Below are 7733 nucleotides of genomic sequence, written 5' to 3'. Positions count from 1 at the left end.
CTAAAATCTAAAATCTAAAATCTAAAATCTAAAATCTAAAATCTAAAATCTAAAATCTAAAATCTAAAATCTAAAATCTAAAATCTAAAATCTAAAATCTAAAATCTAATGACTTTCAATCCCAATAACTGTCGCAACGAAAGCGAAGTAGAAAGCAAACTCATTGTCAGCTATCTGCTACCAAAACTAGGCTATACGCCCGACACTTGGCACCAAGAAATAGCATTTGGGAATATTCGTCTAGACTTCCTCTCATTTGCCATCCAAGTTATCCCGATAGTTGTCGATGCAGACTCGCCGATGAGTGTAGTCATGGAGGCTAAACATCCGAAGGAAAATTTAGACCGCCACCGGCGAAAACTCAATCGTTATTTAACAAGTTTGAGCATCCGCTATGGAGTCCTAACTAACGGTAAAGAGATTAGAATTTATGAACGAGTAGCCGATGATATTCAGCTAGTCTTTAAGTGTGCTGGACAAGACGTAGAAACTCGAATTGAGGAAATTATCGCTTTAATTGGCAGAGATAGTTTAAAATTTATAAAAAATCCCGATAATCTCAAACAGGAAGATAGTAAAATTAATTTAGTTAGTCCTGAGTTAATTAGCGAAGTCCCAGTACAGCCCCACAATCCCGACACCGCAGAACCTGAGCCAAGTCAAATCTCAGAACCGGAACAAATACCTGAAAATTATCCATTTAAGCCTCAAGTTAAATCCGATGTAACCGTTCCCCCAAAAAGCCAAAATAGTATGAAAATTATTGCAGTTTACCACAATAAAGGCGGCGTTGGCAAAACTACAACAGTAGTCAATTTAGCTGCTGCGCTGAGCAAGAAAGGTAAGAGAGTCTTGGTGATAGACTTAGACAGTCAGGCTAATACAACCTTTGCGACAGGTTTAGTTAAATTTGAGGATGAAGAACAAGATGATTTGAAAGATAATAATATTCTTCAAGTTTTGCAATCAGAAGACTTTTTCTCGATCGAAGAAGTAGCTCGCAAGTCTAATTTTTGCCACCCCGAAATAGATGTGGTTCCTTCCCACATAGATTTAATGCAATATGAGACGGAACTCAATCAACTAGATTACAGCCGAATGATTTTAATTCAGAAACTAGCAGAAGTACAGGATAAATATGATATTGTACTGATTGATACGCCACCATCGTTGAATTTTTATGCTAGAGTTGCCCTAATTGCAGCGGATTATTTAATTATTCCTTCTGACTTAAAACCTTTTGCCAATCAAGGACTGATTAATGTCAAGGATTTTATTAAAAAAGTTAATGGATTCAAAAAACAAATTGGCAAGAAACCTCTAGAAGTTTTAGGTGTACTCCCTTGCAAAATCTCCACAAATGCTAAATTTGTACAGTACAGTTTACCCAAGCGGAGGGAGGCAATTCCCAAACGCTACGGCTTTGAAATCATGGACAGCGTAATTTATGAGAGGGACGATTTAGCAAAGTGTGCAGAACAATTTCAAATAGTCGGAAATATGGAAATTGCCGATCCGATTTCAGTTCTGGACTTTAAGCCTGATTCCATCGCCTCCCAAGAATTTGAAATGCTAGCAATAGAAGTTTTGGAAAAAATAGGTAAAAACTAATGAAAAAATTATCTCCGTCACTGGTTGCAGTGAAAAAAATTACATCCGCAGTTCCCCGTTCCAATTTTGCAGAGCCTGATTTAGAGAAATTAGCCAGACTAATTTTAGAGTCAGGAGGATTGATTAATCCGATAATTGTCCGCCGAAACGGTATGGATGCTTACGAAATAGTAGACGGAGACTTTGAATATTATGCGGCGGCGAGAGCAAAGGAAATAGATGCTTTCAAAGGGGAGACAATCGGAGCATTCATCCTGGAAGAAGAAAATGAAGAACTTCTCCTAGATCAACTTGAAATTCTCAGAAAAACCGCAATCAGTGAGAATCAAAGTGTAACTGTGGTTCCGCAACCGTCCTCCAGCTTTGAACAGCGGCTGACCAATATTGAAACTCGATTGGAAAACAGAATTAATGAATTAAAAGCCGAGTATACGCAGGAAAAACAGGCGCTGATAGAGAGGGTTAAAGATGTTGAAAGCCGGATTCCCAAACCTGTTCCGCTGTTGGAAGCACTCAACACTCAAGATAAATTCAAATTGGCTACAAATTTGAAAAATGCTGGCATAAAAGCTCAAACCATAGAACAAATCATCAAAGAGCGAGATTTGCAGCAGTTTGCATCTTTTGAAAATGTGTTGGAACGCATGAAAGGTAAAGGGTTAGGCGAGAAAACAATGATTAAGCTTATTGACAAGTGGCAAAAATATTTATAAGCTTTCAGCCATCTCAATTGCATTTTTGGGGCGCTCAAAGGCCGCCCGACAAAATTTGAAAAACCCCATATGACTCGGCGGTTGAAACCGATTCTACAGAAACTTTCATCCCTCTCGCTGGAGACTAAAGAATAAGGGCGATATTAAAGCTGGCTTTGGTATACGTCGCAATTGCGATCGCAACTCGCAACGCCAGCCCGATCGCCCTGACGCCAAAAAAAGTAAAGATGAGTAAAGCAGTGTATCATTGGTGTCCCGCAGCCAGTTAAACTCATCACAGCCGCTTTTTTGAGGAATTGCAGTAACTTTTGCCGATCGCCCGGGCTGTCACCGCACAGCCAGCCGCACAGGTATAGCAGCAAGGCGATATCTCCTCCAGATAACCGAGTTCGATCGCAGACTTGGAAGACTGAGGCCAATAAACCCTTAAACTTACCAGAGTCTGGGTAAGGTGTTTGTATCGCACCCTACAATTACAGTTCTTGGGTTAGTCCTGCAGCACTTAAAACGCAGGCTGTAAAGTGCAAATATACATAAATACCCAAACACCAGATTTTCATGACAAAAGAGGACTTGTAACAAGATGGAGCGATCGTCCGATCAAAAACGAATAGTTGAATATTTGCGGATTAAGCCAATTAGTCACAGTCAAATTTACACTTCCCAAATTGCAGTACCAGAGCCTCAGATGGGGGAGATTCCCCGCGATCGCCGGGAAGCTCTCAGGAGAAGTCTGATTGAGCAAGGCAGCAACTTGATTCCTTTAATTGTACGTCCTACAGAAGCTTATAGCAACGAAGAAGAATATGAAGTAATCTGCGGCTCCGATTGGTGTATTGTTGCTAAAGAACTCGGCATCGAGCAAATGTGGGCTTGGGTTTTTGAAATGGCCGACGAGGAAGTAGCTGCTACTCAAGCAGAAATGGAACTTTTAGCTCCGCAAGCGACTCAAAAAACTGCACAAATTGAAACTCTACTGCAACAATTCGAGCTATCATTTCAAGAAAAGGTAGAGAGTCTAACAAAACAAATAGAACAATCTGTTAAAAAAAATGAAGAGTTGCTTAAAAAGCAAGTAAAAGCTTTAAGTGAGCAAAACTTTGAGCGTAACCAAATAGAACAGATTAAGCATTTGCTAGAACAAGTGGAAAAAGCATTTCATGAAAAGGTAGATAAAATGGCTAAAAAAATTGAACAATCGAGCATCAACCGTCCGCCAACATCTGGTATTATTTCTGAGGTAAATCTTGAAGGTTCTTTGAGACAGTTGGATGAACTGGAAAAACTGCTGTCAACAAAATTAGAGCGCACAGTCCAAACCATTAATCAGTTTGTCTCCGACGCCATTGAAGACGTAGAAAATGACCTGAAAAATCAAATCGAAACGCTCCGCCGCCAATTGGGAGCCGCAGCGACGCACTCAGAAATACAGCCAGAGGCACCGCCGAAGAAGCAGTCAAAAACGCAGCCGAAGAAGCAGTCGAAAGCACAGCAGAAACCTCAGCTACCGCAGTTGCAGTTGGAGTTGCCGTTTCCGTCCCAGTCCCCAGAGGAAGACTACGACAGTCTTTCGCTGAGACGGTTGAAGGCGATCGGCAAAGACAGGAAAGTGCGGGGCTACGCGCGCATGAAACGACCAGAAATTCTGGCGGCTCTCAGGGAAGCTGACGGCAAATAAAGCGGCAATTGCTAATAGTTAAAGACTAATTAGATCAATTCCGGTAGCATCGGAATAGTTAAATCCAGTCAACAGCGATGCCATGAGCGAAGCCGAAGGGTCAACAATTCCCGATGGTGCAACCCGAATTGATCTAATTCATCTGCGTTAATCTGTGTTAATCTGCCTGTATCTGCGGTTAAAAAAGAGAGTTTATCAGGCCGCAGATGACAAGGGATTGACACTGATTCACGCGCTTGTCGAGAATAGAGATATGAATAATTTCGATGCTAGATTTGATATTGTTCGGTGTTCGATCGCATTTTTTGCCAAAAAGCGCGATCGGGCTTTCAGAACAGTCCTCGGCAGAGATATGAAAAGCTTGCTAAAATAGACACACAACCTCTTACTCCTCACCCAGCAGCCATGTCCGCAACCGCAGAATTAGCTACTACCCAAGAAATACCAGAACAAGAGATACCAGAAAATGTTATCTTTCCTTCAGGCGATTTATACAGTGACGAACCTCCCGTGGAAACAGAACTGCATCTCCGACAAATAATCCTACTCCTCAACTGTCTAGAATGGCTGTGGCGAGATAGAAATGATTTCTATGCTGCTGGAAACCTCACCATTTATTACAGTCCCAAGCAACTCAAATCGAAAGACTTCCGAGGCCCAGACTTTTTTGTGGTACTCGGAACAGAACGAAAAACTCGGAAAAGCTGGGTAGTTTGGGAAGAAGACGGAAAGTACCCCAATATCATCGTTGAAATCCTGTCGCCCAAAACAGCGGATATAGACAAAAACTTTAAGAAACAACTCTATCAAGATACTTTTCGCACTCACGACTACTTTTGGTTTGACCCAGAAACTTTAGAATTAGCTGGGTTTCATTTAGTTGACGGGGAATATGAAGCAATCGCACCGAACGAATTCGGGCATCTACGGAGTCAGCAGCTCGATTTGAGTCTCGGAATTTGTGGCGGAAAATTGCGTTTTTTTACAGCAGAAGGAGAGCTTGTCCCTACTCCTCAAGAGGTTGCAGAAAGGGAGACTCAACGAGCCGGACAAGAAGCTCAACGAGCCGGACAAGAAGCTCAACGAGCCGATCGCCTGGCCGCGAAACTACGAGAATTAAACATCGATCCCGATACAATTTAGCGATCGTCCTTTCATTCAATTTTCCTGTATTGTAAGCTGGTTTAGGCGATCGCATATCCCGTATGTTGCCGAACATGATACGGATGAAACCCTAAAACAATCTTGTCTTTAGGCACTCCTAATTCTACAAGTTCTGCGGTAATTCCCGTTTCTATACCATCTTGTTGAATCCAGATTTTACCGTCGATAATTTCCACATGAACTATACAATCGTGAATTCTTTGAAGCCCTTGCCAGCCTTCGTGCATCAGTAAAAAATTGTTTTGTTCGCTGTCAACAATAACGCTGCTTTTAATTTCTCCGTGTCCGTATGAAATCTGGGCATAACTATCTAAAACATTGCGAACAATTTGGCGATATTCATCTAGTCTATCCATCTGACAATTGTCTCCTTTAATGAATCAAAAACTATTAGTTTAAATCTCTTGTTCTCTAACAAAATCTGCCCGATAGGTTCAGAAAAAATTTGTGCATAAACTTCTGCACGGATTGCCAGATATATTATCCGTTCAGGTTCCGATCGCTGTAGAATATCTTCGTAAACAATATACTGTCCAACAGCTTGTTCTAAGTCATGAACTGGTGAATCACTCACAAAATTTTTGACTTCTACAGCAATTTTACGACCTTGCTTTTCGGCAGCAAATAATTTTTCTGCACCTAAATCAACACTGAGAGTACGTTTACCAATTTTTAAGGGTAGCGGATCGTTTGTTATCGTCCACCCGTTTTTTTCCAGGGCTGTTCTGACATTATTGTGGTAGATGTCTTTTGCTGGCATATTTTAAGCTGAACCATCAACTGTTACCCTAATTATATAATAACACAAGACTTTTGAAAACTCATAGCTCATCAATTCAAACTACTTATTGCCGCGTGTATCGGTGCTTCACCCCAATCGGAAAATACTCCGCATCGCCCGTCTCCGTTAATGTCACCACAGGTAACTGATATTCTGGCGGCACGTAATTAGCAAATTCGCTGTTTAGCCGCCGCAATTGCGCCAGAATTGAATATGCGATCGCCTGCTTCATCTCCTCGTCGCCCTCCACCCCCGCTGCTAATTCCACAACCACCGATAAAAACCGATTTTGATCCGCATCTTCCTTGACTTGCAATACAAATTTTCCCGTCACCCATTCCCGAATCGTGGGAACTTCTAAACCTACGGTGACATTTTCCGGGTAAATGTTAGCACCGAAGTAGGAAACGGTAAAGTGCGTTAGCGAAGCCCTCGAAGAGGATCGCCCGAATACATACACAAAGGGCAAGCAGCGAATGCCTCTGGGGAAATCAGAAACTTTCATACCTGCTGCTTGCTGCAAACTTGCCACGGGGTTAAATCCCCATTCTGCCAAAAAATTGAGCATTGCTTCGTAAGAAATTAAACCGCCGTTATCAGAGATGTGATAGCGTATTAGCGGGATGCCGTTATCGCCAGAAAATAACAGCGTGCCGTCATTATTCACTTCAAAAAAGCGGCTTTTCGGATCGTACTGCACCAGCGTTGGCAACCGCGATTCCCCGAATAAATTGCGTGCTGCTTCTGGATTGTTTGCTAAAAAGCGACGGATGCAAATGCTCAGCGGTGTCTCGTTGCCCAAAACGCCCGCGTCTGCCGTACCGTAAAGGCTCGCAGAGTTGTAATATAGATTGTCAGAATTAGTGCGATCGCTCACCAAACTCCGCCATTCTTCGCTAAACACTTCCCCCGCAAACACCATCTTAATTCGATATTTTTGCCATTCCACACCCCCAGCAATTCCGCTATCAATCACATCCTTGATAAACGGCGGATATCCCAACAATACTACTTGTTCAAAATGCTCCCCAAGTTCCAGCACAACTCGAAATATTTCAGTCTTATTATTCCCAGGTGTCACAACTGTAACGGGATAACCCTTACTCGCTAGATAGCGGCAGCAATTTGCCGTGTACATTCCGCCTACCCAAGTTCCCAACGCAAAGCAAATCACAGCTAAAGTTGAGCGAGTGTCGGCGTAAAAACTGTCGTGAAATATTTGTTCAAAACGAGCCGCAATTTGCAACTCGTCGCTGATAAAACGCGGCCAAAATGTCGGGTTTCCTGTCGAACCCGATGAAACAGCAATGAAATCGCAAGTTTCTAATTTGCCCTGGTGACACAACTGAGGTAGCGGGTGACAGCGTAAATAATTCTCTTTGGTAATTAGCGGCAATTTTTGGAAGTCTTCAAAGGTTTGAATTGAGGCAGGATTGATGTTATGTTCAGTTAGAAAACTCTGGTAAGCTGGTACTGTGGCAGCGACTTTTTGGAAAAGGGCGATCGCCCCCGCTTCGGCAACTCGATTCTGCTGGTGTTGCAATCGTTCCTCAAGCGGCGTGCTCAAAAACTCTTCAAACGCCCCAATTGCTCGCTGACGCTGTTCTGGCTGCATGATTTGCTCCTTAAAATGGGTATTGGGCACCTCGATCGAGATTCACTTAGTAGCGCTAACGCCCGATCGCACATTGGGCTGGACACTCAAAATTTGAACACATTTTGAGGTCGATCGAAAATATGGCGCAGTAGATAAACTTCCATAGCACGAAAACGCTGTTTTCACAAT

8 protein-coding genes are annotated in these 7733 nt (G+C 42.5%); 4 read left to right on the top strand and 4 right to left on the bottom strand.

The window, feature by feature from the left end; genetic code table 11:
• Positions 1 to 108 precede the first annotated feature (108 nt).
• Both QUA58_RS06720 and QUA58_RS06715 read left to right on the top strand, forming a co-directional pair.
• Positions 109 to 1611, top strand: a complete 1503-nt coding sequence (locus QUA58_RS06720; protein WP_333393402.1) for an AAA family ATPase — start codon at positions 109 to 111, stop codon at positions 1609 to 1611.
• Complete coding sequence (locus QUA58_RS06715; RefSeq protein ID WP_333247807.1) at positions 1611 to 2324, top strand: ParB N-terminal domain-containing protein; 714 nt, start codon at positions 1611 to 1613, stop codon at positions 2322 to 2324. The genes QUA58_RS06720 and QUA58_RS06715 overlap by 1 nt, the downstream gene beginning before the upstream one ends.
• Before the next feature lie 143 nt (positions 2325 to 2467).
• Here QUA58_RS06715 and QUA58_RS06710 read toward each other — a convergent pair whose 3' ends face one another.
• Positions 2468 to 2743, bottom strand: coding sequence for a hypothetical protein (locus QUA58_RS06710; RefSeq protein ID WP_333309458.1), 276 nt, complete (start codon positions 2741 to 2743; stop codon positions 2468 to 2470).
• A gap of 164 nt (positions 2744 to 2907) precedes the next feature.
• On the opposite strand from QUA58_RS06710, the gene QUA58_RS06705 reads away from it, so the two are divergent.
• Together QUA58_RS06705 and QUA58_RS06700 are read left to right on the top strand one after the other, a co-directional pair.
• Positions 2908 to 4002, top strand: coding sequence for a Rho termination factor (modular protein) (locus QUA58_RS06705; RefSeq protein ID WP_333393400.1), 1095 nt, complete (start codon positions 2908 to 2910; stop codon positions 4000 to 4002).
• Positions 4003 to 4407: 405 nt separating this feature from the next.
• Positions 4408 to 5145, top strand: a complete 738-nt coding sequence (locus tag QUA58_RS06700; RefSeq protein WP_333247813.1) for a Uma2 family endonuclease — start codon at positions 4408 to 4410, stop codon at positions 5143 to 5145.
• 41 nt (positions 5146 to 5186) lie between these two features.
• Here QUA58_RS06700 and QUA58_RS06695 read toward each other — a convergent pair whose 3' ends face one another.
• From QUA58_RS06695 to QUA58_RS06685, 3 genes are all read right to left on the bottom strand, one after another.
• On the bottom strand, positions 5187 to 5522 hold the full coding sequence (locus tag QUA58_RS06695; protein WP_333247815.1) for a XisI protein: 336 nt from the start codon (positions 5520 to 5522) through the stop codon (positions 5187 to 5189).
• Positions 5510 to 5926, bottom strand: coding sequence for an element excision factor XisH family protein (locus tag QUA58_RS06690; protein WP_333393398.1), 417 nt, complete (start codon positions 5924 to 5926; stop codon positions 5510 to 5512). The genes QUA58_RS06695 and QUA58_RS06690 overlap by 13 nt, the downstream gene beginning before the upstream one ends.
• Positions 5927 to 6011: 85 nt before the next feature.
• Positions 6012 to 7562: a phenylacetate--CoA ligase family protein gene (locus QUA58_RS06685; protein ID WP_333393396.1), complete on the bottom strand. Its 1551-nt coding sequence runs from the start codon at positions 7560 to 7562 to the stop codon at positions 6012 to 6014.
• Positions 7563 to 7733: the final 171 nt, after the last annotated feature.

The sequence above is a fragment of the Microcoleus sp. N9_A1 genome (genome assembly GCF_036701795.1).
GTDB lineage: Bacteria > Cyanobacteriota > Cyanobacteriia > Cyanobacteriales > Microcoleaceae > Microcoleus.
The sequence above is the reverse complement of the archived record's forward strand: the minus strand, read 5'-3'. Positions and strand labels throughout refer to the sequence as shown.

Coding starts and splice junctions, on each gene's coding strand:
- QUA58_RS06720 (WP_333393402.1), top strand. CDS start 109: ATGACTTTCAATCCCAATAACTGTCGCAACGAAAGCGAAGTAGAAAGC.
- QUA58_RS06715 (WP_333247807.1), top strand. CDS start 1,611: ATGAAAAAATTATCTCCGTCACTGGTTGCAGTGAAAAAAATTACATCC.
- QUA58_RS06705 (WP_333393400.1), top strand. CDS start 2,908: ATGGAGCGATCGTCCGATCAAAAACGAATAGTTGAATATTTGCGGATT.
- QUA58_RS06700 (WP_333247813.1), top strand. CDS start 4,408: ATGTCCGCAACCGCAGAATTAGCTACTACCCAAGAAATACCAGAACAA.
- QUA58_RS06695 (WP_333247815.1), bottom strand. CDS start 5,522: ATGGATAGACTAGATGAATATCGCCAAATTGTTCGCAATGTTTTAGAT.
- QUA58_RS06690 (WP_333393398.1), bottom strand. CDS start 5,926: ATGCCAGCAAAAGACATCTACCACAATAATGTCAGAACAGCCCTGGAA.
- QUA58_RS06685 (WP_333393396.1), bottom strand. CDS start 7,562: ATGCAGCCAGAACAGCGTCAGCGAGCAATTGGGGCGTTTGAAGAGTTT.